At 45.2% G+C, this 24,236-nt stretch carries 21 protein-coding genes and 1 pseudogene; 11 read left to right on the top strand and 11 right to left on the bottom strand.

The window, feature by feature from the left end:
- Window positions 1-209 precede the first annotated feature (209 nt).
- The 6 genes from rplU (at window position 210) to folA (ending at window position 4,076) form a co-directional block, all read left to right on the top strand.
- The gene (gene rplU / locus RH89_RS10725; RefSeq protein WP_004401771.1) at window positions 210-521 is read left to right on the top strand and encodes a 50S ribosomal protein L21; all 312 of its coding nucleotides are present in this window, start codon (window positions 210-212) and stop codon (window positions 519-521) included.
- 22 nt (window positions 522-543) lie between these two features.
- Entirely contained in the window at window positions 544-801 is a 258-nt protein-coding gene (gene rpmA / locus RH89_RS10730) for a 50S ribosomal protein L27 (protein WP_004401772.1), read from the top strand.
- A gap of 259 nt (window positions 802-1,060) precedes the next feature.
- Entirely contained in the window at window positions 1,061-2,227 is a 1,167-nt protein-coding gene (gene cgtA / locus RH89_RS10735; protein WP_004401774.1) for an Obg family GTPase CgtA, read from the top strand.
- 100 nt (window positions 2,228-2,327) lie between these two features.
- A complete protein-coding gene (locus tag RH89_RS10740) occupies window positions 2,328-3,095 on the top strand; it encodes a threonine/serine exporter family protein (RefSeq protein ID WP_004401775.1) in 768 nt (255 codons plus the stop codon).
- Window positions 3,092-3,556, top strand: a complete 465-nt coding sequence (locus tag RH89_RS10745) for a threonine/serine exporter family protein (protein WP_412179117.1) — start codon at window positions 3,092-3,094, stop codon at window positions 3,554-3,556. Before RH89_RS10740 ends, RH89_RS10745 begins: the two co-directional genes overlap by 4 nt.
- 34 nt (window positions 3,557-3,590) lie before the next feature.
- Window positions 3,591-4,076 carry a type 3 dihydrofolate reductase gene (gene folA, locus RH89_RS10750; RefSeq protein WP_004401777.1) on the top strand — a complete coding sequence of 162 codons (486 nt, stop codon included), beginning with the start codon at window positions 3,591-3,593 and terminating at the stop codon, window positions 4,074-4,076.
- 79 nt (window positions 4,077-4,155) lie between these two features.
- On the opposite strand, the gene RH89_RS10755 is transcribed toward folA, so the two are convergent.
- The 6 genes from RH89_RS10755 to lptD form a co-directional block, all read right to left on the bottom strand.
- Window positions 4,156-4,968: a symmetrical bis(5'-nucleosyl)-tetraphosphatase gene (locus RH89_RS10755; protein ID WP_004401778.1), complete on the bottom strand. Its 813-nt coding sequence runs from the start codon at window positions 4,966-4,968 to the stop codon at window positions 4,156-4,158.
- A 12-nt stretch (window positions 4,969-4,980) separates the two neighbouring features.
- A complete protein-coding gene (apaG, locus tag RH89_RS10760; protein ID WP_004401779.1) occupies window positions 4,981-5,361 on the bottom strand; it encodes a Co2+/Mg2+ efflux protein ApaG in 381 nt (126 codons plus the stop codon).
- Between the two features lie 358 nt (window positions 5,362-5,719).
- Window positions 5,720-6,529: a 16S rRNA (adenine(1518)-N(6)/adenine(1519)-N(6))-dimethyltransferase RsmA gene (gene rsmA, locus RH89_RS10765; RefSeq protein WP_004401780.1), complete on the bottom strand. Its 810-nt coding sequence runs from the start codon at window positions 6,527-6,529 to the stop codon at window positions 5,720-5,722.
- The gene (gene pdxA / locus RH89_RS10770) at window positions 6,526-7,515 is read right to left on the bottom strand and encodes a 4-hydroxythreonine-4-phosphate dehydrogenase PdxA (protein ID WP_004401781.1); all 990 of its coding nucleotides are present in this window, start codon (window positions 7,513-7,515) and stop codon (window positions 6,526-6,528) included. Before pdxA ends, rsmA begins: the two co-directional genes overlap by 4 nt.
- Window positions 7,505-8,797 carry a peptidylprolyl isomerase SurA gene (gene surA, locus RH89_RS10775; protein WP_004401782.1) on the bottom strand — a complete coding sequence of 431 codons (1,293 nt, stop codon included), beginning with the start codon at window positions 8,795-8,797 and terminating at the stop codon, window positions 7,505-7,507. The genes pdxA and surA overlap by 11 nt, the downstream gene beginning before the upstream one ends.
- Window positions 8,798-8,840: 43 nt before the next feature.
- A complete protein-coding gene (gene lptD, locus RH89_RS10780) occupies window positions 8,841-11,132 on the bottom strand; it encodes an LPS assembly protein LptD (protein ID WP_004401783.1) in 2,292 nt (763 codons plus the stop codon).
- 150 nt (window positions 11,133-11,282) lie between these two features.
- Here lptD and djlA point away from each other — a divergent pair.
- A pseudogene (gene djlA, locus RH89_RS10785) lies at window positions 11,283-12,145 on the top strand (co-chaperone DjlA).
- A gap of 15 nt (window positions 12,146-12,160) precedes the next feature.
- Complete coding sequence (locus RH89_RS10790; RefSeq protein ID WP_004401786.1) at window positions 12,161-12,697, top strand: DUF924 family protein; 537 nt, start codon at window positions 12,161-12,163, stop codon at window positions 12,695-12,697.
- A 25-nt stretch (window positions 12,698-12,722) separates the two neighbouring features.
- On the opposite strand, the gene RH89_RS10795 is transcribed toward RH89_RS10790, so the two are convergent.
- The 5 genes from RH89_RS10795 to leuA all read right to left on the bottom strand — a co-directional run bounded on the left by RH89_RS10795 (window position 12,723) and on the right by leuA (window position 18,514).
- Window positions 12,723-13,508, bottom strand: a complete 786-nt coding sequence (locus RH89_RS10795) for a DUF547 domain-containing protein (protein WP_004401787.1) — start codon at window positions 13,506-13,508, stop codon at window positions 12,723-12,725.
- 114 nt (window positions 13,509-13,622) lie between these two features.
- Window positions 13,623-14,225, bottom strand: a complete 603-nt coding sequence (leuD, locus tag RH89_RS10800; RefSeq protein WP_004401788.1) for a 3-isopropylmalate dehydratase small subunit — start codon at window positions 14,223-14,225, stop codon at window positions 13,623-13,625.
- A 10-nt stretch (window positions 14,226-14,235) separates the two neighbouring features.
- The gene (leuC, locus tag RH89_RS10805; RefSeq protein ID WP_004401789.1) at window positions 14,236-15,639 is read right to left on the bottom strand and encodes a 3-isopropylmalate dehydratase large subunit; all 1,404 of its coding nucleotides are present in this window, start codon (window positions 15,637-15,639) and stop codon (window positions 14,236-14,238) included.
- A gap of 116 nt (window positions 15,640-15,755) precedes the next feature.
- Window positions 15,756-16,847, bottom strand: coding sequence for a 3-isopropylmalate dehydrogenase (leuB, locus tag RH89_RS10810; protein ID WP_004401790.1), 1,092 nt, complete (start codon window positions 16,845-16,847; stop codon window positions 15,756-15,758).
- A gap of 113 nt (window positions 16,848-16,960) precedes the next feature.
- A complete protein-coding gene (gene leuA, locus RH89_RS10815) occupies window positions 16,961-18,514 on the bottom strand; it encodes a 2-isopropylmalate synthase (protein WP_004401791.1) in 1,554 nt (517 codons plus the stop codon).
- A gap of 446 nt (window positions 18,515-18,960) precedes the next feature.
- On the opposite strand from leuA, the gene RH89_RS10820 reads away from it, so the two are divergent.
- Genes RH89_RS10820 through RH89_RS10830 form a run of 3 tightly spaced genes read left to right on the top strand, consistent with a single transcriptional unit; the run spans window position 18,961 to window position 24,038 of the window.
- Complete coding sequence (locus RH89_RS10820; RefSeq protein ID WP_004401792.1) at window positions 18,961-19,617, top strand: TetR/AcrR family transcriptional regulator; 657 nt, start codon at window positions 18,961-18,963, stop codon at window positions 19,615-19,617.
- Window positions 19,618-19,620: 3 nt separating this feature from the next.
- Complete coding sequence (locus tag RH89_RS10825) at window positions 19,621-20,931, top strand: efflux RND transporter periplasmic adaptor subunit (protein WP_004401793.1); 1,311 nt, start codon at window positions 19,621-19,623, stop codon at window positions 20,929-20,931.
- A complete protein-coding gene (locus RH89_RS10830) occupies window positions 20,928-24,038 on the top strand; it encodes an efflux RND transporter permease subunit (RefSeq protein ID WP_004401794.1) in 3,111 nt (1,036 codons plus the stop codon). Before RH89_RS10825 ends, RH89_RS10830 begins: the two co-directional genes overlap by 4 nt.
- Window positions 24,039-24,236: the final 198 nt, after the last annotated feature.

Genomic DNA, 24,236 nt, shown 5'->3' on the forward strand with positions numbered 1-24,236 from the left:
ATTACACTAAAAATCGTTGCGAAATGCATTATCTAACGGCATGATTGGCTCACTTTTCTTTGGCGATTAGCTTTTCGCCAATTTTTTCAAAATATGGCTTGTCATAGGGTTGTCCTTTCTGTAGAATCTGCGCCCTATTGATGATTAGTTTAGCGCACACCCAAGATGCCCAACAAAGCATAGGCTGTGCGGAAAAAGCGGAGTAAAATATGTACGCTGTTTTCCAATCTGGTGGTAAACAACACCGTGTAAGCGAAGGTCAAACTCTTCGTTTAGAGAAATTAGACGTTGAAACAGGCGCAACTGTTGAGTTCGATAAAGTTCTTCTTGTAGCTAACGGTGAAGAAATCACTGTTGGTGCTCCTCTAGTAGAGGGTGGCAAGGTTACTGCTGAAGTGGTTCAGCACGGTCGTGGCGACAAAGTTAAAGTCGTTAAGTTCCGTCGTCGTAAGCACTCTCGTAAGCAACAAGGTCACCGTCAGTGGTTCACAGAAGTGAAAATCACTGGCATCAACGCTTAATCGAAATTAGGAGAGTTTAACAATGGCACACAAAAAAGCTGGCGGTTCTACTCGTAACGGTCGTGATTCAGAAAGTAAACGTCTTGGTGTTAAGCGTTTCGGTGGCGAATCTGTACTAGCGGGTAACATCATCGTTCGTCAACGTGGTACTAAGTTCCACGCTGGTAACAACGTAGGTTTGGGTAAAGACCACACTCTATTCGCTCTAACTGACGGTAAAGTTAAGTTCGAAGTGAAAGGTCCTAAAAACCGTAAATTCGTTAGCATCGAAGCTGAATAATTTTAGTTTCTAGCTGAATTCAAAAGCCCTGCCGATTCGGCGGGGTTTTTTATTTATGACAGAGCACAAAGCACAATTTTCTGGCGATAGAAACTTATAGTCTAAAGAGCACAATTAAGACGTGCTAGAAACTTTTTCTTTTTGTTCTTGAATGCAGACCGATCCTGGATCTCAGGTGATCGATCTTACATCTGGATCTGCTAGAATTTATATCACTTTACTCGAGTGGTATTGAAACGCAAAAAATGCGGAGTAAGAGATGAAATTCGTTGATGAAGCGGTAATTAAAGTAGAGGCTGGCGACGGTGGTAACGGCGTTGTTAGCTTTTGGCGTGAGAAGTTTGTCGCCAAAGGTGGTCCTGATGGTGGTGATGGTGGTGATGGTGGTGATGTTTACGTCCAGGCGGATGAAAACTTAAATACGCTTATCGACTATCGTTTCCAGCGCTTCTATAACGCTGATCGTGGTGAAAATGGTCGTGGTGGTAACTGTACGGGTAAGCGCGGCAAAGACATTACGTTGAAAGTACCGGTGGGTACGCGTGCGGTTGATATCCATACTAACGAAATCGTAGGTGAAGTTGCCGAACACGGTAAAAAAATCATGGTTGCCAAAGGTGGCTGGCATGGTTTAGGCAACACGCGTTTCAAATCGTCCGTTAACCGTGCTCCTCGTCAAAAGACAATGGGTACTAAAGGCGAAGTTCGCGAATTACGCCTTGAGCTTCTTCTGCTTGCTGATGTTGGTATGCTTGGTCTGCCTAATGCGGGTAAGTCTACGTTTATTCGAGCGGTATCTGCAGCGAAGCCGAAAGTGGCGGATTATCCGTTTACCACTCTCATTCCAAGCTTAGGCGTAGTGAGTGTCGTACCAGAGAAGAGCTTTGTTGTTGCGGACATTCCTGGTCTTATTGAAGGGGCTGCGGATGGCGCTGGATTGGGTATTCGTTTCTTGAAACACCTTGAGCGCTGCCGAGTCTTACTGCACATGATCGACATTATGCCGATCGATCAGTCGGATCCTATCCAAAATGCTCTGACCATTATTGATGAGCTTGAGCAATACAGTGAAAAAGTCGCTCAAAAGCCTCGCTGGTTGGTATTCAATAAGACTGACTTGATGCCAGAAGAAGAAGCCAATGAGAAAATCCAAGAGATTTTGGATGCTCTGGGTTGGGAAGACGAGTACTTTAAAGTTTCTGCTGTTAACAAGCAGGGCACGAAAGAGCTTTGTTACAAACTGGCGGACTTTATGGAAAATCTACCACGTGAAGTAGAAGAAGAGACCGAGGAAGACAAGGTCGACTTTATGTGGGACGACTACCATAAAGATGCGATGAGTGGAAAAAATGTCATTACCGAAGACGACTGGGATGACTGGGACGATGAAGAAGATGACGGTCACGTTATCTACGTCCGCGATTAAGCTCACTGTTAACAGAAATGCCGCAATCTTTGGTTGCGGCATTTTTTATGTGTAGAAGCTCAGTATACTTTCTGAGCATGAATTGAATGTTTAGGTTGTTATGGAAAACAGTCAGCGAAAAGTGACACGCCTTATTGCTCAGGCAGCGCAAATGCTGCTCGCTCATGGTGCGGAAAGCACGTTGGTGAGTGATATTGCTCGCCGAATAGGTATTGCCAGTAAAATGGATGAAGTGGAAGTATCACTCTCAGCCAGTTCACTTGTTGTGACTACGCTTAAGCATGGCAATTGTATTACCACCGCCAGACGAAGCCCAGACAGAGGCATCAACATGCGCGCAGTCACTCAGATACAGCGCATTTGCATTTTGATGGAGAAAGGGCTTTTAGATAGTACTTTGGCTCAGGAAAAATTAGACGCAATCACGCCAGAGCGTTACAACCGCTGGCTGGTCGTGGTTATGATTGGACTCTCTTGTGCATCATTCAGCCGCTTAGCTGGCGGAGACTGGGCAATTTTTGCGATGACGTTCTTGGCGTCTGCACTTGGCATGATCGTTCGTCAGGAAATTGGTCATCGTCACTTTAATCCATTCTTAAATTTCTCCGTGACCGCTTTTGTCACCACCTTAGTTTCTGCTCAGGCGATGCTTTTTCAAATCGGAAACGAACCATTTATCGCAATGGCTTCATCAGTTCTGATGTTGGTTCCCGGCTTTCCTTTGATTAATGCGGTTGCGGATATGTTGAAAGGTTACGTGGACATGGGCATCGCTCGCTTTGTTATGGCGAGTCTTCTCACTCTGGCAACCGCAATGGGGATCATAGGTGCCATGAATATCGTTGGTGTATGGGGGTGGATAGGATGAATCTATTTTTAGCGCTCATCAACGACATGTTTTTCGCAGCGATACCCGCCATAGGGTTTGCTCTGGTTTTCAATGTGCCCGCTAATGCTCTAAAGTTTTGTGCCATTGGCGGAGCTATCGGTCACGGCAGCCGTTTCTTACTAATGGAGTATGGTGTGCCTATTGAGTGGGCGACATTTTTAGCTGCTACCGTCGTTGGTTTTATCGGAGTGAAATGGTCACACCGATTTTTGGCTCACCCTAAGGTATTTACTGTTGCCGCATTAATTCCTATGGTGCCGGGGGTATACGCCTTTAAAGCGATGATTGCCTTGGTAGAATTGAATAGTCTTGGTTACAGCGATGCGCTTTTTGGTGCATTGGTTGAAAACTTCCTTAAAGCCATGTTTATCATCGCTGGGCTGGCCATTGGCTTAGCCATGCCCGGTTTGCTATTCTACCGCCGCAAACCCATTGTTTAGATTAATGAAGCGTTAGCCGTTTAAAAGGACCCGAATGAAAATCAGCATGATCGCCGCAATGGCACACAACCGCATTATTGGTAAAGATAACGACATGCCTTGGCACCTTCCTGCCGACTTTGCGTGGTTTAAGCGTTGTACTATGGGTAAGCCTGTTGTTATGGGGCGTAAGACCTATGAGTCGATCGGGCGCCCACTACCTGGGCGACGTAACATTGTAGTCAGCCGTGACCCTAACTTGAAAATTGAAGGGGTAGAGACCACTACCAGCATCGATCAAGCAAAACAACTTGTTGAAGGTATTGAAGAGCTAATGATCATTGGTGGCGGTTCAATTTACGCAGAGTGTTTACCAATTGCCGATACCTTGTATATCACTCACATCGATGCGGAAATAGAAGGCGATACGCAGTTCCCTGACTGGGGAGAAGGTTGGAAACAGACTCATAAAGAGCATTTTTCAAAAGATGAAAAGAATGCCTATAACCTGGAGTTTGTGGTCTTGAAACGGGAACGATAAGGCAATGATAAATGGGAGAAATTCTGCTTTCTCCCATTGAATGCTCTAATTTGCTGAATGCTTTAATCTACAGAAAGGTTTAATCCGCCGAAAGGGCGCTTTGGGTAAAGATCTGCTTATCTTCCCAGCGAATCATTGTGAGTTCGCCTCCCCAGACACACCCAGTATCCAGACCAATAAGATCTTCTCTTTGAACTCCCTCAAGTGCTGCCCAGTGACCAAATAAAACAGCTTTGCCTAGCGGCTTTCTATCTGGAAGATCAAACCAAGGCATTAAGGATCCATCTTCTACTTCTGATGGCGGAAGCTTACACGCCATATCCAAACGACCATCGGGAAAGACGAAACGCATTCGAGTGAAAGCGTTAATGGTATAACGATAACGCTCGATACCTTGTAAATTTTCGTCCCAGGTATCGGGCTGATTGTCATACATATTTTCAAGCAACCATTCCCATCGATCGCTTTGCAGAATATTTTCCACAATTTTGGCTTCCCGACGCGCGGTTTCTAGGTCCCATTCAGGAGAAATTCCAGCATGACACATCACAAAATCATCGTGCTCAATCATTAGTGGTTGTTCACGTAACCAAGCCATCAATTCATCACAATCTTTAGCATTGATAATTGGCGCAGTTTTGTCTTTCTTCTTTAGAGGGCTAATACCATGATAAACAGCGAGTAAGTGCAGATCGTGATTTCCCAGAATGACTTTTGCTGCTGAACCAAGTTTTTTGACGTACCTGAGAGTTTTTAAAGAGTCTGGTCCTCTGGCAACCAGGTCACCAGCAAACCAGATCGTATCGGAATTCTTGTTGAAGTCTGCTTGTTTGAGCAGAAGTTTCAGTTCTTCGTAACAACCCTGAATATCACCAACAATGTAGTTAGCCAAGAAATGAACTCCTTAATTTAAGATATTGGGAATAGCCAGACGGAAAGGGTCGATGTCTGCTTTGAATTCTGCGCCAGCTTCATCGTGCATGATGTAGTGACCCTGCATGACACCAATGGGGGTTTCGATGGCGGTACCGCTGGTGTAGGTATATTCATCACCTGCCTCGATAACAGGTTGTTCTCCCACGACACCATCACCTTCTACAACTAACTGTTTGCTGTTTCCATCGGTAATCAGCCATTTTCGGCTCATTAGCTGCACGGTTTGCTGGCTGAGATTTTTAATCGTGATGATATAAGCGAAGACGTAGCGGTTTTGATCCGGTTGGGATTGCTCGGGTACATACTTGGTATGCACCTGACATTTAACACAAGGATGGGATACTTCCATATAGGCTCTCCTTGAAGGCGTAAAAAAGCCTTAAGTCCGGTATTTTTCTTAACTATAACAGAGTTATACCCAAGTTGCCTCAAGGTGCAGGCCTCAGAGCTAAACTTCTGTTGCAGTTCAAGTAATTCATTCGCTACAGTGGCTTGTGTATTTCTGATGATCTAACCAGAAGATGGGAAAGAGGATTAGCTCCCAGGGGCGAGTTTTCTTGGCTTTCATGCTGCGGTATCGATTTTTGATTTAGACCCACTAGATCTTTAAATCGATGTCTTGCCTGAAAACCAAGAAATTCACGCCGAGACCAACACCCTGAGGTAACTTAGGTATTGGTCATTTGTCTGCTTTATGAGGATAGATTCTAGCTGGAGTGGTTAGAATCTAGCCAGTTTGCCATATCGACAAATTGTTCGAGTGTCAGGTTTTCAGGGCGCATACTTGGATTTACTCCAAGCTCTTCCAACACCTCTTGGCTCAGCAGACCTTTGTAACAGTTGCGAACGGTTTTACGACGTTGGTTAAACCCTTCACGACATACACGATCTAGCCATTTCAGGCTTTTTGCTGGATAAGGCAGTTCTTCGTAAGGCATCAATCTTACTACTGCCGAGTCTACTTTCGGTGGTGGAACAAATGCCGTTGGTGGCACTTCCAGTACAGGGACAACTTTACAGAAGTATTGGGCCATTACCGTTAATCGACCATATGCCTTACTGCCAGGTGCCGCTGCTAGGCGGTTTACGACCTCTTTTTGAAGCATAAAGTGCATATCTTGAATGTCTTTATGGAATTCAAAAAGATGGAACATCAATGGGGTCGAGATGTTATATGGAAGGTTGCCGAAAATGCGCAATTTGTTATTTGGCTTCACTAATTGAGTGAAGTCAAAACGCATAGCATCGCCTTCGTGAATGGTCAGTTTTTCTGCTAAGTCTGGATGAGTGCGCAGACGCTCTGCCAGATCTCGGTCGAGTTCAATTACCGTAAACTTATCGACTTCTTTGCCTACTGGCTCTGTAATTGCCCCCAGACCAGGACCGATTTCAACCAGATTTTGTCCAGGTTTAGGGCTAATCGCAGACACGATGCCATCAATAATGTATGGATCGTTCAAAAAGTTCTGACCAAAACGTTTACGCGCTTTGTGTCCTAAGTGGACATCGTTTCTCATTGTTTCTTCTCTACTAATTCGATAGCGTGCGTGAGCGCTGTTTGGAAACTTCCTGTATCCGCCTGACCTGTCCCTGCCAAATCAAGTGCTGTACCATGGTCTACTGATGTACGAATGAACGGTAAACCGAGCGTTATATTAACAGAACGACCAAAACCTTTGTATTTTAATACAGGAAGAACTTGGTCGTGATACATGCCCAAAACGGCGTCCGCTTCTTGCAAATATTTTTGGTTGAAGATGGTATCGGCAGGTAAAGGACCGATTAAGTCGACACCTTTTTCCTTGCGGATTTTTTCTAATGTAGGAGTGATGGTTTCAATTTCTTCCATCCCCAGACATCCATCTTCACCTGCATGGGGGTTTAATCCGCATACATAAATTTTAGGCTGCTTAATGGCAAATTTTTCCACTAAGTCTTTGTGTAAGATCTCAATGATTTTTTCAAGGCGATCCTTGGTTACAGCTTGGGAGACATAAGCCAGAGGAATATGCGTCGTGACAAGCGCGACACGCAAACCTTCAGTTGCCAGCATCATTACTACGAGAGGAGTATCCGATTTGTCAGCGAAAAACTCTGTATGCCCGCTAAACGCGACTCCTGCTCTGTTAATGATCCCCTTGTGCACAGGGCCGGTGACAATAGCATCAAATTCGTCTTTCATACAGCCTTCGGCGGCTCTTTCTAGCGTATTCAGAACATAGTGACCATTGGATTCGTTGAGCTCGCCCGCAACAACTGGAGTGGCAACAGGTATATGGTCAACAATGAGTGTGCCGCTTTTCTGTGGTAACGCTGGATTTTCCGAATCGTAACTGATCAATTCAACGTCAATATTGAGTTGTTTAGCACGTTCAGCCAGAACCGTTTTATCAGCGATAACAATGATCTGGTGCGCCCAGTCATGTTTGGACAGTGCCAGAACCAGGTCAGGTCCTATGCCAGCAGGTTCACCAGCTGTGACTGCAATTCGTCTAACTGTCATTCTCTTCTCCTAACACCTCTACGTAAGCACCTGCACGAATTTCCTGCATCCAGGCTCCCACTTCTTCATTGAATTTGCGGTTAAAGAGAATTCGATAGGCTTTGTTGGTGAGAGCAGAGTCGGTTCTGTCCACTTTTCTTCTGTCTAACACTTCAACAATGTGCCAGCCATGAACGGTTTCGAAAGGTTTACTGATTTGGCCTACTGGAAGAGTTTCAATTTGATGTTTGAACTCAGGAACGTAGAGATCTGGAGTTTGGAATCCAAGTTCACCATTATTTGCAGCCGACCCCGGATCTGCGCTATATTGCTGTGCCAAGTCACCGAACGTGCGCTCTCCCGCATTGATCTGGCGAATGTATTCATTCAGTTCTCGCTTGGCTCCCTCATCACTTAAGATAACCGATGTTTTGATCAGAATATGACGCGCGTTCACTTCGGTGACCGCAACGGTTTCAAGCCCTTTGACGTCTTCAAGTTTTATAATATGAAAACCCACGCCACTACGGAACGGTCCAATTACTGCACCTTTACCTTGTGTGGTGATCTGATCTGCAAAGATGGTTGGCATCTCTTCTTTTCTTAGCCAACCCCAGTCGCCACCCTGCAGCGCTTTTGGTCCTTTGGAATAGGTGTACGCCATGGTTTTAAAGTCTTCACCAGCGTTGATCTGAGAAACGAGTTGTTTCGCTTGTTTTTCCACTTCTTGTTTTGTCTGGTTGTCATTGAAGCGAAGCTGAATGTGATTCACTTTGTACTGAACAGTGGCGTTGCTCTCTTTCGCCAGAATTTCCGCCAAGCTTTCAACTTCGGCAGGAAGAATGTTGATACGGCGACGCACTTGCGCATTTCGAGCTTCAGATGCGGCAATTTCGTTTCGAACCTGCTCACGAAATTCGGCGTAACTTAAGCCTTCTTTAGATAAAGACTGACGAAGTTGTGTCACGGATTTTTTCTGGTTGGCAGCGATCTCTTTTATCGCAAGCTCAAGGCGGTTGTCATCTATACGTACGCCTAGCTTCTCTGCTTGCTGGGTTTGAATGGTGTCTAAGATGAGTTTTTCCAGCACTTGATCTCTGAGAATATCTGCGCTTGGTAGTGCCTGGTTGGCTGCTCGCGCATTTGCTCGAATGGTTTTGAGCGCGGAGTCGATGTCGCTTTGCAGGATAACGCCTTCATTAACGATAACAACGACTTTATCTAACTCAACGGGTTGAGCAAATGCACCAAACGAACCGAGTGCAATAGTGAGGCTTAAGAGTGTTTTTTTCCACATTTTCATGTTGTTTCCATTACTTTCAGAGGAGTTCTCTGAAAAAGATAAATTAGTTGTTTAGATAAAACGGGCGACCGTAACCCAGAGCGTTGCCAGCAGAGGTTAAAGATGGAGCCCCTACAGACGTACCGAAGCCGAATATGCCAAAGTTTATGGCAAAGTTGTCGTCATATATTGGGGTAGCATTAGGATCGGTTACAAAGTTTCCATTCCACCCTCTCAACTGATTGCTATAGGTAAAGCTGATGTACCAGCAATCCGAACGATATCGGAGGTTTGCTAGCCACTCTAGATTTTGTTTCACTGTTACGTCGTAGAAGTATTGTGCGTTTAAGTGCCATTTTGGTGTGATTTGATAAGCAGCAAGTAAGCCAGCCTGAGATATACCCGTTTTAGTAATATTGGATACATCCAATCCATCTATAGCACTTTCAATATACTCTTTCGTCACATAGCGATAGTTTGATTGAACATACCCGCCGTTAAAACGATATTCAAGAGCACTATTAGCTAACTGAATCGCACTGGATTCGATGTCATACTGGACTCCACCGTGGTAGAACAAGTAGTCGTTAAAATTAAAGTCTGTTTCAACCGCCCAGGCGGAATAATTAGATGCATTTTCACCAGATGATATCGGTTCTAAAAAGTAGATCTGTCCGAATGAAACATTCAATCGTTCTTTGTAATCGCCGTCATAAAAGCGTGTTGTTGCTCCATAACTGAACTGGTTCGCTTTTTGTATACGGTCTACACCACTGTGCTTTCTGCTTCGGAATAACCCGTAGTAATCAGTTTGAAGGAGAGTGGTATCATAGAGACCTATCCCCTCTTGCTCGACTTCTGGAATGTATAAATACTGAACCTGAGGCTCCAGTGTTTGTATATAGCTACCCGCGTCCCTTTCAAGATTTAGAATTCCGTGGAGCCTTAATTCAGGTAACGTTCTTGATATCTGTTCCTTTAATACCGGATCACTTGAACTGTCAATTTCCTGCTGGTAGTAAGTGGCCAGCATTCGTGCTTCACCCGTAAGAGAACCCCAAGGTCTTGAAAATGGGACGACAACGCCAGGCTCAACATGAACTCGAGTTGCAGAAGGTTTTTTACTATCTTCAGTTACAAAGCGGCTTATATGACTTGTAAGATCAAAGTTGACCCCACTATAAAAATCAGGTGAGTAGTAATTAAATTTAAGTTGGGGAAGCATTTGGTATGGTTGAGTGGCATTCTCATCCAAAATTTGAAAGTCTTTGACTGTTAAAGTCAGATCCCAATCTTGAGTACGGTATGCGGCACTACCGGTTTGAATTAACTGACCATCTTCACGATTACCGATACTTGATTTGAAGTCTCTAAAATAATTGACGTCGCTAACCAGTGAATAGTCAATGTCCAGTTTCCAATTGTGTAGAACAATTCCACTGTGAGAGTAGTTTAATCCCCAACGAGAACCTAACTCTTCGTTTTTCCTATCGCTAGCGATATATTCGGTTCTTAAGTTACCTGAGCCATAATTTGTTAGGTAACGAAAGTTAGCGTCAAGTTGAAGACCTCTTCTTTCCATATAGTTAAATCGGGTAAGCAGGTCATAATTGGGTGCTAGGTTCCAATAAACAGGTATGTTTACACTTAAGCCATCATTGGTATCTAGAGAAACTCTTGGGAATAATAAGCCAGATTTTCTCTTGTCTCCTACAGGCATACTCATATAAGGCATGTAGAAGATTGGAACATTTAATACTTCAAAACGCGTATTGTAAAAGTATGCTTGTTCTTCATCCTGATCCAGCTCGATAGAAGATGCTTTTACTCGCCATGAGCTATCTCCCTCTGGGCAGGCAGTCAAAGTGCCGTCTTCCATTTCGTATATAGCTTGACCAGTTTTTAACACTCTTGTCGCTTCACCTCTCCCTGCTTCACAGAGAAAACGGTATTGTGTGTTTTCCATCGTGACTAATTCATCGTCAACATTGGAAGTAACAACTGTTGAATGGGACTTTATTTGCCCATCACTAAACTGAACATTACCTTCGGCGCGCAATGTATTTTCAACAGGGTTGTGGGTGACAGAGTCGGCTTTCATCTTGCGGTGCCCTTGAGTGATGACCACATCACCTTGGTATACAGCCTGTTTTTCAGCTATTGCCGTAATACTGTCTGCTTCGACAAAAACCGGCTGTTCGTCTGCATCTGGTGCTCCAACTTCCGGTACATAACATTGATCTATAGCGGGCATTTCCTGCACACTATCATCATTATGGGTATCGGCTTGTGTCGAAGGCACGGTGAGTGCAGCGCCAATTGAAGCTGCCAGAAATGTGCGGGAAGAAAAAGACATCGAGTTGAGCTATCCTGTGAAACCTAATCCATTCGGTAAAGTAGTCGGACACCGAATTAAAACATCGCCCTTTATCATAAAGGAATTTGTATTAACCGACACTATAAGACCGCGGTAGTTCGCAAAAATTCATAGATTGAGAGCACAATAATGCAGATTTTTGGCAAAATTCTTGGCCTTTTTTTCGGTTTCCTTTTTGGCAACATCCCTGGGGCGATTCTTGGGCTTTTTTAGGGCATCAATTTGATAAGGCGAGAAACCGTCAAACAGGTGGATTTTCCTCCTCAAAAGGTTTTGGTGGTCCATCTCAAGCTGAAAAACAAGCAGAGTTCTTTAAAAGTGCTTTTGCCGTTATGGGGCATGTCGCTAAAGCGAAAGGGCAGGTGACTAAAGAAGAAATTCAGCTTGCAACGACCATGATGGAGCGAATGAACCTTCATGGGGAACAAAGACGCGCGGCACAGGATGCTTTTCGTTCCGGTAAGTCATCGGATTTTCCGCTGGAAGAAACACTAGCGAGTGTTCGTTCTGCAACAGGTGGTCGGTTTGACCTGCTACAGTTCTTTTTGGAACTGCAAATCTCGGCTGCGTTTGCAGATGGCGACCTGCACCCAAGTGAACGCAATGTACTCCATGTTATCGCACAAGGTCTTGGGTTTTCGTCACAACAGCTTGAACAACGTTTGCAGATGCAAGAAGCGGCTTTTCGTTTTCAGCGTGGAGGAGGCGGCTTTGGTGGGAGCCAGTCGGGCAGCCATCAGCAGCGATCTTCTGGACAGTGGCAGCCATCGTCCGCAAGTCAGCTTTCTGATGCCTTTAAAGTGCTGGGTATTTCCGATTCTTCTGACGCGAAAGCCGTGAAGCGTGCATATCGCAAACTGATGAATGAGCACCATCCAGATAAACTCGTCGCCAAAGGCTTGCCTCCAGAAATGATGCAAGTGGCGAAAGAAAAGGCGCAGGAGATCCAGTCTGCGTATGACTTAATCAAAAAGGAAAAAGGGTTTAAGTGACCCCAAGGAGAATCTATGTACAAGGAAGTGATTGATTTTTGGTTTAGTGAACTTACACCAAAAGATTGGTTTGCTGGTGGTGAAGAGCTGGATAAGCTTATTAAGTCTCGCTTTGGCGACCTGCAAGCTCAAGCTGCTCAATGTGAATTAAGCGATTGGCGTGAATCTGCTCAGGGGCGATTAGCGGAAGTGATCGTACTGGATCAGTTTTCAAGGAACATTCATCGTGGAACACCAACCGCATTTTCCTCTGATCCTCTGGCTCTTGCATTGGCTCAAGAGACGATTCGATTAGGTCTAGACAAAGAGTTAACTCAAACAGAACGAACGTTTCTGTATATGCCATTTATGCACAGTGAATCTCTTAAGGTTCATGAGCATGCGGTTGAGCTGTTTAAAGAAAACGGCGTAGAAAACAATCTGGACTATGAATATAAACACAAAGTCATTATTGAACGATTTAGTCGATACCCGCACCGTAACGAAATTTTAGGGCGAGTATCGACAGAAGAAGAAATTGAATTTCTCAAACAGCCGGGTTCAAGTTTCTAAACCTATCTTCATCTAAAAAGAGAAGCTATTGTTTATTTAGATCCCAATCGTAGTCGTATTTGATTTTGCTGCTGTTATTCAGTGGCAAATCAGAGCGGTACTGCTTTAGGTGTGCGATAACACCTTCTTCGTTTCCACCGAAATCGGCAACAAACCATTCGTAGATAGAAGACAATTGAGCACCATCTGAATTCAAAGATACCCCTTTATCGCTATTCACAAATGATTGGGCTGCTTGTTCTAGAAGCGCTTCCGTGTTGTCTGCGGTAAATGCTGTCGTTTGTAAATTAGGACAGCCCAGGCTTGCACAGTTGACCGCGTAATGTGTACGAGGATCATTCCAGATAGGGCGAAGAATACGATGTTCAATATCGTTTAGCGTCAAGTCTTTACCTGCTACTTTCACCACCTTCTCACCCCAAGGTCCAAAGCTAAACAGCCCGCCTAATTTGGTAATGGATTTCACTGGGTAGTCATCTAAAATTAAATCCACGGTGATGGCGTTATACATATTTACCCAATAAGCGTATTGCTCTTTAAGTGGGTAGCTTCTTGGGTCTTGTGATGCCAGATTTTGGATATAACCCTTAAGAGCCGCTTTATCCGATGCAGTTACACCTGCGTAATCAAAGAGATTATGCTGACCTGATTCGGCTAAATACTTCTTCAGAAGCTCATCCCAAGCTTGATGCGATATGGTGGCAGTATTGCTTTCGTTGTTTTTCTGCCAAAACTCCCAAAGGTCGGACTTTGGTGCAGCAAAAGACAGGCTTGAAAAAAGAAAAATAAAAACAGTCAGTAAGATTCTCATAGTCAAAAAATTCTTTGGTCGTCATTGTGATTAGTATAGGAGACCCACGCCGATTGAGAATTCTTTCGTTGAATAGAAAAAAAGCCCCATTCCGGGGCTTAGATTTGAAAGCGTTTACGCCAAGAAGCTAGGGATTTTGGATTCGTATTCGGCGATTTTATCTTCATGTTGAAGTGTTAAACCAATATTATCCAAACCATTTAAAAGGCAGTGGCGACGGAATTCGTCGATTTCGAAACCGTACTCTTTGCCATTGGCTCGAGCTTTCATCGCTTCAAGATCCACTTCTACTTGTGCGCCTTCATTGGCATGTACAAACTCGAAAATCTCATCGACTTCTTGTTCAGTTAGACGAACAGGAACCATCTGGTTGTTGATGGAATTCCCATAGAAAATATCAGCGAAACTTGGAGCTATCATGACTTTAATGCCGTAGTCAGCCAGTGCCCACGGTGCGTGTTCGCGAGAGGAGCCACATCCAAAATTCTCTCGAGCTAGCAGGATAGATGCCCCTTGGTAACGAGGTGCATTCATTACGAATTCTGGGTTTGGCTCATTTCCCGCATCGTCTAAATAACGCCAGTCATGGAACAAGTGAATTCCAAATCCAATGCGATTTACTTTCTGAAGAAACTGCTTTGGAATGATGGCATCGGTATCGACATTGGCTGCATCTAAAGGAACAACCAAACCTGTATGTTGTTTAAAACCTGACATGATAAGTTCCTTATTGCTCTAATTCACGAATATCGACAAAGTGACCGGCAATGGCTGCGGCAGCTGCCATGGCTGGACTCACTAGATGAGTACGCCCATCACGACCCTGACGCCCTTCAAAGTTACGGTTACTGGTCGATGCGCAGCGTTCATGGGGACCCAGACGGTCATTGTTCATTGCCAGACACATGGAGCAGCCAGGTAAACGCCATTCGAACCCAGCGTCAATGAAGATTTTATCCAGTCCTTCCAGTTCAGCCTGTGAACGAACTTGCTCGGACCCCGGAACGATCAAAGCCTGAACATGACCTGCTACTTTCTTACCTTTAGCAATGGCGGCAGCAGCGCGCATGTCTTCGATTCGGGAGTTAGTACAGGAGCCTACAAATACTTTATCTACCTTGTAATCTGATAGCTTCTTACCCGCTTCTAAGCCCATGTAAGCCAGTGCTTTCTCGGCTGAGGCTTTTTCTACTGGATCTGCGAAACTGTCAGGTGCTGGGATACTGGCATCTACCGCGATAACTTGACCAGGGTTCGTTCCCCAAGTGACTTGTGGTTTGATTTGAGTTGCATCCAATGTCACAACTGCGTCAAATTCTGCGTCATCATCGGTTTTCAGTGATGACCAGTATTCAACTGCATCTTCCCAATCTTGACCTTGAGGTGCAAATTTACGCCCTTTGATGTAGTCAAAGGTGGTTTCGTCTGGCGCAATCAGACCTGCTTTTGCACCCAGTTCGATAGCCATGTTACAGACCGTCATGCGACCTTCCATCGTCAGGTCGGTAATGGCTTCGCCACAGAATTCGACCACGTAGCCAGTACCGCCTGCGGCGGTGGTTTTACCGATGATGGCAAGTACGATATCTTTTGCGGTAATGCCTTCTGCAACTTTCCCTTTCACCTCAATCTTCATGGTTTTAGCACGAGCTTGCTTTAGGGTTTGAGTTGCCAGAACGTGCTCAACTTCAGAAGTCCCGATACCAAAAGCCAATGAACCAAAAGCACCGTGAGTCGCGGTATGAGAGTCACCACAAACGATGGTCATACCCGGCAAGGTAATCCCTAGCTCAGGACCCATAACGTGCACAATACCTTGGTATTTGTGGTTAATGTCATAAAGGGTGACACCAAACTCTTCACAGTTCTTAGACAGCGTTTCCATCTGAATACGCGCCATTTCACCAGAGGCATTGATGTCCTTGGTTTGAGTCGACACATTGTGATCCATTGTGGCAAACGTTTTGCCGACTTGACGAACCGGACGTCCCTTTTCACGCAGACCATCAAAAGCTTGCGGAGAGGTCACTTCGTGAACCAAATGGCGGTCAATGTATAAGATAGGGTTTTCGCCCTCTGCCGCAACTGCGACGTGGGCGTCATAAATTTTTTCGTATAATGTTTTCGACATTGCTTCTTCCTTGAGCGAAGCGCTCAGTATTTCAATTTGTACGTGAGCCCGATTCAGCGATGAACGGCTCATCGCTGTATTTTAAATTCAATCTGTACTCACGCTTTACCTGTCTGTTATGAGTTGATGATGTACTCGGCGATTTTGTCGCCCATTTCGGACGTTGAAAGTGCTGGCTTATCTCCTGCCAAATCACCTGTCAGTTCACCCGCTGCGAGCGCTTTTGAAACTGCAGCTTCAATATCTTGCGCGGCTGCTTCTTCATTCAGGCTGTAACGTAGCATCAGTGCAGCAGAAAGGATCTGAGCCACTGGGTTCGCAATGTTCTTACCTGCGATATCTGGTGCACTGCCGCCAGCAGGTTCGTATAAGCCAAACTTGCTTTCATTAAGGCTAGCAGATGGCAGCATACCCATGGAGCCAGTGATCATGGCACATTCATCAGAAATGATGTCGCCAAAGATGTTTGAACAAAGCATCACATCGAATTGAGAAGGATCTTTGATGAGCTGCATAGTCGCGTTGTCGATGTACATGTGTGAAAGCTCGACATCTGGGTAGTCTTTCGCAATTTCTTCAACCACTTCACGCCATAAAATAGAGCTTTGAAGTACGTTAGCTTTGTCGATAGAGCAGACTTTTTTGTCTCTAAGGCGAGCAGATTCAAAAGCAATCTTAGCGATTCTTTCAATCTCATAGCGATGATAGATCTCTGTATCGAACGCTTTTTCGTTTGGACCTTCACCTTCGCGACCTTTTGGCTGACCGAAGTAGATTCCACCAGTTAGTTCGCGAACCACAACAATGTCGAAACCACGTTCAGAAATATCCGCTCGAAGAGGAGAGAAGGCTTCTAGCCCTTGGTGAATTTGCGCTGGGCGTAAATTACAAAATAGTTGGAAGTGTTTACGCAGTGGAAGTAATGCACCACGCTCAGGTTGATCATTCGGTGGAAGATGTTCCCACTTTGGACCACCAACCGAGCCAAACAAAACGGCATCCGCATCTTCGCAGCCTTTTACCGTACTCTCTGGTAGCGGGCAACCATGGTTGTCAATCGCAATGCCGCCGACGTCATGCTCTTCACGTTGAAAGGTAATACCGTGTTTCTTTTCAATCGCATCCAGTACCTTGTGAGCCTGTTGCATGACTTCCGGACCAATTCCGTCGCCCGGTAATACGGCAATGTTGTAGCTTGAGCCTGCCATGGTTAAATATTCCTTGTTGGTTAAGTTGTGTTTGAATTTAAAATCGAGAGCGAACGGTCTGTTTATTCTGTGCTAAAAGCACTGTGCTTATTTATGTTGCTCTCGTTGTATTTTTATACTGTCTCTATCTTATCTTTTTTCTGCTTAATGTCAGCAATTTGGTCTGCACGATGAATACTATTAATTACATGCAATAGAGCCTGACCAGAGGCTTCAATAATATCGGTAGATACCCCAGTTCCGTGGTATTTTCTGCCTTTATAGTTAGCGATGATGTCTGCCTGACCTAAGCCATCTTCACCTTCACCTTTGGCAGTGAGATCGAATTTATCCAGAACGATGTCGTAACCCGTTACTCGGTAAATGCATTGGTAAAGCGCATCGACAGGACCATTACCAACCGCAGCTTCGCTCTTTTCTTCATCGCCACATTGCAGCTTGATGCTAGTGGTCGCCATGACACTGCCAGATTGCACGCTTAGGTAATTCAACTTGAAGTAGTCGTCTTCTTCGCGCAAGTTCGCAAAGTGCATCAATGCTTCCAGGTCGTAATCGAAAACCTGACCTTTGCGATCGGCAAGTTTTAGGAAATCGGCGTAAAGCGTGTCTAGGTTATATTCGTCTTCTTTGTACCCCATGGTATCCATGTGGTTCTTAACCGCGGCACGTCCGCTTCGGCTGGTTAGATTAAGCGCCTGATTCTTTAGACCGACAGATTCTGGAGTCATGATCTCGTAAGTGTTTTTACTTTTGATCATGCCATCCTGGTGGATACCTGAGGAGTGGCTGAATGCGTTCGCTCCTACCACCGCTTTGTTACTCTGGATTGGCATATTACAAAGCTGGCTCACCAACTTACTGGTGCGGTAAATTTCTTCGCTCTTAATATTGGTTGTGACATTCAACAAATCGGCGCGTGTTTTAAGGATCATCGCCACTTCTTCTAGCGCACAGTTACCCGCACGTTCACCAATACCGTTAATGGTACCTTCAATCTGGCGTGCGCCAGCCTGAACGGCCGCAATTGAGTTGGCCACTGACATACCTAAGTCGTCGTGACAATGCACTGAAATCACCGCTTTATCGATATTCGGAACTCGATTAAACAGGGTTTCAAAGATTGCACCAAACTCACCTGGAACCGTGTAGCCCACAGTGTCTGGGATATTGATGGTGCTTGCACCTGCATCAATGGCAGCTTCCACCATACGGCACAAGTTATCGATGGGTGTGCGTCCTGCATCTTCACAAGAAAACTCAACATCGTCGGTGTACTTACGAGCTCGCTTAACTGCTTGAACGCCCATTTCTATGACGTCTTCATAGTCACGACGCAATTTGTTCTGAACGTGAACGGTAGAAGTTGAGATAAAGGTGTGAATACGGAACGCTTCGGCGACTTTCAAAGCTTCGGCAGCTACATCAATGTCTTTCGCAACGGCACGCGAAAGACCACAAATACGGCTGTTTTTAACATTTTTAGCAATGGTCTGTACGGATTCGAAATCGCCAGGAGAAGATACTGGGAAGCCCGCTTCAATCACGTCGACACCCAATCTTTCGAGTGCATAAGCGATCTGCAGTTTTTCTTTCACAGTTAAACTTGCTGACAATGCCTGCTCGCCATCACGCAAAGTTGTATCGAAAATAATGACCTGATCGCTCATGTTTGCTGTCCTTTTCCTGTTGGTTAATCGTTTTCTGTCCGCAGATGCCGATTTTTTATTTTCTTAAGTTATAAAAAAACCCGCATTTGAATGCGGGTTTTAAGAATCTGTGTGGTTATTTTTCTTCCACTGCCTACCCGCGCGATCGAATCACGATAAGGAGGAGGCTAAGCAGGATAGAAAAACGAGATGTCATGTAAAAACATTTCCACAAAATTAAGTTAACAAATTAGTACCGTACTCCTGATGGTGCGTCAACCCTTTCGTTGATTTTTTCTTCATATCGGATCAGTTAGTAGGAGAAATCCTCAAAAAGAAGCATGTTGTATAAGTGAATCGCTCAAGGAGGAAATTAATCAAATGATTAAATACTGATTAATTATTCTGCTGTTTTGTTTAAATTTTGGCTCCTATAATTATTCGAATGATTAATTCTGGAGATAGAAATGAGCCGTAAAGTCGGGCGTCCTGCAGAAAAAACCAATGCAAGAGAAAAGCTTATTCTCAAAGCGCGTGAACTCTTTACTCAGCATCCTTATGAGAAAGTGTCCACTCGCCTGCTGGCAGAAAAAGCAGGCGTGAACATGGCGATGATTCGCTACTACTTCGGTAGCAAGGATGGATTGTTTGAAACCATGTTGCGAGAAACCTTAGCGCCAATGAAGGAACACATTGGACAAACCATCAAGGAAACAAGCAGTGACGAAGATTTCCTCGGCATCATGAAAACCTACTACGGCATGATGTCAAAAATCCCTGATTTTCCGAGGTTGGTCTGCAGAATCATGATGATGGAAGAAAGTGCAGTACAGCGAAAACTGATGGAAAAAGTATTTATGGAAATCGCTATGCCAGCGCAGCAACTGATATTTCATAAATTTCAAAGTAATGGTGTATTAAAACCGGACCTTGATCCTTTGCTTTGCAAAGTCAGTTACATCAGCTTAATGGTGTTCCCGTTTATTGCCCCTCCCCAATTGTTAAAAATTCACGAAGTGTCGTTGGACGAAGACTTTCTAGCGCGGCTGCTAGAGCACAACCTGCAGTTATTGTCCCGAGGCTTTTTAATTTCACCTTCTGAAAATCAAAATCACGAGGAGTAACTTATGGCTTTAAAACGCAAGTTGCTGTTTTTCCCAGTACTGGCTGTTGGCATTGTCATCCTTATTCTGGCGATTAACTTACGCCCAACACCTTCAACCAAGCCAGCAGGTGATCGCTCTCGTCTGGTTGAAACGATGCCACTGGAACTCAAATCAATGGCGCCTGCTGTTATCGGTTTCGGAACTGTCACACCGAAACTGGAGTGGAAAGCCATTGCAGAGGTGTCTGGAAAAGTGGTGTACCGTCATCCGCAGCTTGAAAACGGCAGAATGCTAAAAGCAGGAACCGAAATTTTGCGAATCGACCCTCTCGACTACGAGCTGAAACTTGCTCAGGCAGAGGCTGATCTCAGTTCCAGTCAGACAAAGTTAGCAAAACTCGATCTTGAACAGACCAATTTGACCAGCACTTTAAAGATCGAAGAAAACCGACTGGCGATCAGTAAGACTGAACTTGAACGTAAGAAAAATCTAAGAAAGAAAGGGCTGACTTCGCAATCTGATGTGGACCAGCAAAACCAATCTTATTTGTCTCAGCAAAAACTGGTTCAGGATATTCAAAACCAACTGGCATTGTTTCCTGATGAAAGAAAAGTCTCTCATGCACTGGTAAAAGTGAATCAATCCAAGTTGAAAGAAGCGCAACGCTCACTGGAAAAAACCTCGGTAATTCTGCCTCAGGATATGAGAATTTCCAAAGTCGATATTGAAGTGAACCAAGTGGTTAACTTACAGCAGACAATGGTTGTGGCTCACGGTGTGAAAACCATGGAAGTGGAAGCCCAGCTGGCAATTCACGACATGCGAACTTTGATTTACAGCTTGGGTGAATTTGAACGGGATGAAAATGGTGTTCCAAACCCGGATACGGATGCGGTTTCAGCCAGTATCGAGCTGACGAGCGGAAGCTTAGCCGCGAAATGGGACGCGAGACTAACGCGAGTCAGCGAAACCGTTGACCCAAATCAGGCTACCGTAGGCGTCATACTAGAAATCGAGCAAGACTATCGAGATCTCAAACCCCAAAATTCGCCCCCTCTGGTGAATGGCATGTTCGTCAAAGCAGAAATTATCGGGCAGGAAAACCCAAGCTGGGTGATCCCTGAACGTGCGCTTCATGGCTCTCGAATCTACCTCAAAGATCAAAACAGTACTCTCAGGATTCAACCTGTCACTGTATTGTACCGTCGTGATAATAAGGTGGTGATCGAAGGAGACATTGAACAGGGAGAGTTGCTCATTTTGAACGACTTGCTTCCCGCTATTGAAGGCATGCAACTGAAATCCAACAGTAATTCGGAGGCAAGAGAATGATTCGATTTTTTGCCAGACACCCGACTGCCGCTAACCTGTTGATGCTCGCTCTATTGATCATTGGGTTAACGTCACTGCCTAAATTGAAGCGAGAAACCTTTCCGGAATTTTCTCCTCCTTACATTATGGCGGGGGTGGTTTATCCCGGGGCTTCCCCTCAGGAAGTGGAAGAAAGTCTCTGTGTACGTATGGAAGATGCCGTTGACGGGCTTGCCAATATTGAAGAAACTCGGTGTGAAGCGATTGAGGGTTCTGCTCGCTTAATTCTAAAACTTGATGAGCGGGCAGACATTGGGCGCATGCTGGTGGACGTTCAGACTCAGATCAATTCCATTAACGATTTCCCAGACGAAATTGAATCGCCTGTCGTACGTGAAATGGACTGGAATGAGCCGGTGGTTGATGTGGCGATCACCGCAGACACGACCTGGCCAGAATTGAAAGCTTATGCAGAGCAGCTCAAACGCACTCTCAAACTGGATTACGGTGTGTCCTTAGTGGATGTCAGCGGTTTTTCAGACCACCAGTACCGAGTTGAACTGGATACGATTGCCATCAGGCAGTTGGGGTTGAGTGTTGGGGAAATTGCCGATCAAATTGGTCGACAAAACGTCAAGTTACCCAGCGGCAACATTGAAACGCCAGATAAAAACTTCCTGATTCGCTTTGACGAGCGCCGAGTCACCCCAGAGGAACTCAGCCAGATTGTGGTTGGTTCAGCCTCAAACGGCAGTGTGATTCGCTTGGCGGATATTGCCACTATTACAGATCGGTTCGAACTGGATGAGCAGAAGATCCTGTTTGATGGAAAGCCGTCCGCAGTGTTGAAAATCAGTAAAAACAAAGCCGACGATGCGTTAAGAATCAAAGATCAGGTAGTGAAGTTTGTTGAAGATCAGCGATTGATTGCGCCAGATGGCGTGACACTGGAACTGACGAATGACATGTCTTCCGTACTTTGGGATCGTCTTAGTATGATGCTGAATAATGGTTGGCAGGGGATCATTCTGGTGTTCGCGACCATGTGGCTGTTTTTCAGCTTTCGGTATTCTTTCTGGGTGGCAGCCGGTCTTCCGGTAGCATTCCTCGGCGGAATGTTCTTAATGGCAAACCTTGGTCTTTCCATCAATATTATGTCTTTGGTCGGGTTACTCATGGCAATCGGGATAATGATGGATGATGCTATTGTGATCGCAGAGTCAATAGCGTCTCACCTCGATCGCGGTCAAAGTGTCGATGAAGCCGTCTATAACGGTGTGCGCAAAGTTTTCCCTGGTGTATTGTCTTCCTTCCTGACCACGGTGTGCATCTTTGGTAGCCTCCTATTTTTGGAAGGCGAGATGGGAGCCGTACTACGAGCGGTTCCACAAGTCTTGATTCTGGTTCTTTGCCTGAGTTTGGTGGAAGCTTTCCTGATACTCCCCAATCATCTCTCTCATTCGTTGCACAAACAGAAAAACGATCGCCCGTCACTCAGATTCAAACGCGTTTTGCTGGAGCGATTTGAACATTTTCGCAATACAAAATTGGTGACCGCAGTTTCGAAAGTGGTGGAATGGCGATACGCTTTTCTTGGGGGAGTGTTGGCAACTTTACTTGCCTCCATCGCTCTGATAGCCGGTGGGGTAGTGAAATTTGTCCCGTTCCCGGATCTGGACGGAGACATCGCGGAAGCCCGAATTATTCTTCCTCCGGGTGCTTCACTGGGCCAGACAGAAGCAGTGGTCGATAAAATCGTACTTGCTGCTGAAAAGCTGAATGAAGACTGGAGCGAACGGGTGGAAGGCGGACGCACATTAGTTCAGCACATTACCAGCAGTTACAACATGAACGCCGATGCGGATGAATCCGGGCCGCATTTAGCAACCGTTCGTCTGGATCTTTTGGGAGCAGAGACCCGAAACGCGCTGATTGATGATTTTGTTGACGCCTGGCGTAACGAAGTTGGAGAACTGGCGCAGCCTGTTTCGCTTGTCTTTAAACAGCCAACAGTGGGACCGGGTGGTCGCGCCATCGAAATTCGCGCTAAGCATGACGATCTGGAAGCACTAAAAGCTGCGTCTGTCGAAATCCAGAATTACCTGAACGAATTTGATGGCGTTCACGGCGTGCTCGATGATATGAGGCTTGGCAAAGAAGAAGTGCTGGTGAAGCTTCGCCCCGGCGCTGAAACCTTTGGAATAAACGGGCAGATGATTGCGGGTCAGCTTCGCGCCGCTTTTTTCGGGCAGACTGCCGATGAAATCCAGATTGGTGTAGAAAACATCAAAATAGAAGTTCAGCTTGATAAGAAACAGGCTGGGGATTTGCAGCAGCTCGCGAATTTTCCGATCATAAAGTCGGATGGCTCCCAAATTCCGCTGGGTGCTATCGCAACGTTAAGTTTTCAGCGTAATTATGTTCGAATCCAGCGCATAGATGGGTTGAGAACCATCAGTGTGTATGGCGATGTCGATAACGCGAAAGCCAGCTCATCTGAAATTATTAATCAGTTCCGAGCGGATGAGGCTCCTTTGTTGATGAGTAAGTACCCAGGGTTGAGATTCGACTTTGAAGGGGAAGCAAAAGACGCAGCCAAAACCGGAAGCTCTATTGCGAGTGGCTTCTTGCTGGGACTTTTCGGTGTATTCGTGATTCTGAGTTATCAGTTCCGCAGTTACCTGGAGCCATTTGTGGTGATGATCGCGATCCCATTAGCTCTCATCGGTGTGATTTGGGGGCATTTCCTACTGGGTCACTCATTGAGCATGCCAAGCATTATGGGATTTGTCTCTTTAGCGGGCATTGTGGTGAACGACTCGATTCTTCTGGTTCAATACATACGGCATCATGTCGATGAAGGAGACAGCGTTCATGAGTCCGTCGTGAAAGCCAGCCGGGAAAGATTTCGAGCTGTATTCTTAACTTCGATGACAACGGCAGCTGGCTTACTTCCTTTGCTCACAGAGACCAGTTTACAGGCACAGGTAATCCAGCCACTGGTGATATCAATCGTGTTTGGTATATTTGCGTCTACCTTATTGGTTTTATTTATGATTCCAGCCGCGTATGCCGTTTTAGCAGACTTCGGTCTTGTGCATAAACATGATGAGATACATTCGTCATAATACTGCCAAATGTAAATGAGAAAGTAATAAGGGGGACATCGTCCCCCTTCCTCGTGATTTGACTCTAAAAAAAAATATTTTGATGTTTGTTGCACTTGAATATCAATAGTATGTAAATACACCATATGCATATGTTACGATGGCTGATTTAATGCATATCAAACCTGTTGCTCACTGGCTTTGCGGTATTTCTTTTGC

Origin of the sequence: Vibrio nigripulchritudo ATCC 27043, assembly GCF_000222685.1 — a bacterium.
In the GTDB taxonomy this organism is placed as follows: domain Bacteria; phylum Pseudomonadota; class Gammaproteobacteria; order Enterobacterales; family Vibrionaceae; genus Vibrio; species Vibrio nigripulchritudo.